Source organism: Rhodococcus sp. no. 34 (assembly GCF_054589475.1).
Genome location: NZ_BAAILK010000031.1, coordinates 1 through 1053, shown reverse-complemented (window position 1 = coordinate 1053; position 1053 = coordinate 1). Strand labels below are relative to the sequence as shown.

Annotated in this window: 1 protein-coding gene; it reads left to right on the top strand. The window is 63.6% G+C overall.

Annotated features, from left to right (window positions below):
• Positions 1 to 833, top strand: an 833-nt coding sequence (locus tag ACYP01_RS13015) for an Ig-like domain-containing protein (RefSeq protein WP_459680422.1), incomplete at its 5' end; no start/stop codon positions are given.
• Positions 834 to 1053: the final 220 nt, after the last annotated feature.

Sequence of the window (1053 nt, the reverse complement as noted above, 5' to 3'; positions counted from 1 at the left end):
GTGGTGCCGACGGTGATTCGGTGGAGTTCTTCGACGGTGCCACCAAGATCGGTGCGGGCGCGCTCGGTAATGGTGTTGCAACACTTGCCTGGACGCCGACCACCCGTGGGGACCACTCGATCACAGCGAAGTTCGTCGACACGGCGCGCGCCGTAGGTTCGACTTCTGCACCGGTGAACGCGAATGTTTCGCAGGCCGATGCTCAGTCCAGCACGACTCTGGCGCCGATCTCGGGCGCGCAGGTCGGCAAGTCGACCAATCTCAAAGCAACTGTGTCCGCATCGGGCACTGGCGGATCGGTCACGTTCAAGGTCGGCGGGACGGTGCTCGCTTCGGTGCCGGTGGCAGGCAACGGTGAAGCGACCTATGCCTGGGTTCCGACGGTCGCCGGTGCACAGACGGTGGAAGCCGTATTCGCCGGTCGATCCGGTGTCACCGGGTCGAGTACCACCGCGAATGTGACAGTTGCCGAACAGCCTGCCGGAACAACAAGCTCCACAACAGATCTCAGCGTAGGAGCGGGGCAGGTGGGCGTAGCGCAGACCGTTTCTGCTCAAATCAGCCCCGCCAATGCGGGTGGCACAGTCACCTTCAAGGACGGTGAGTCGGTCATCGGCACGGCTACGGTTGACTCTTCCGGAAAGGCCAGCCTTTCGTGGAAGCCCGCAACTCAAGGGCAGCGAGTTGTCGCGGCGGAGTACTCGGGCGCCGGCACGGTGACGGCATCGTCCGATCAGGTCTCCGTCCAGATCGCCGCACCCGTCGACGGTGGAGAACCCGGTACCGGTGGGAGCGGCTCGCTCGGCAGCCTCGGCAACATCTTCGGCTCCTAGCCGCCGACACCTGGTGATGCCCCGCCCGCGTTCGGCGGTGGGGCATCACCCATTTCGCTCACTTCTCGAGAAGGAAAAGCTATGTCTGTAGGTTCTGCACGTCGTGCAGTTGCAGGTTTGAGTGTGTTTGCTGTTTCTGCGGGTTTCGCGGTGGTTGCGGGCGTCGGGGTTGCTGGTGCGGCTCCGGTGACGGCGGAGGGAAATGTGCATGACTACAAGG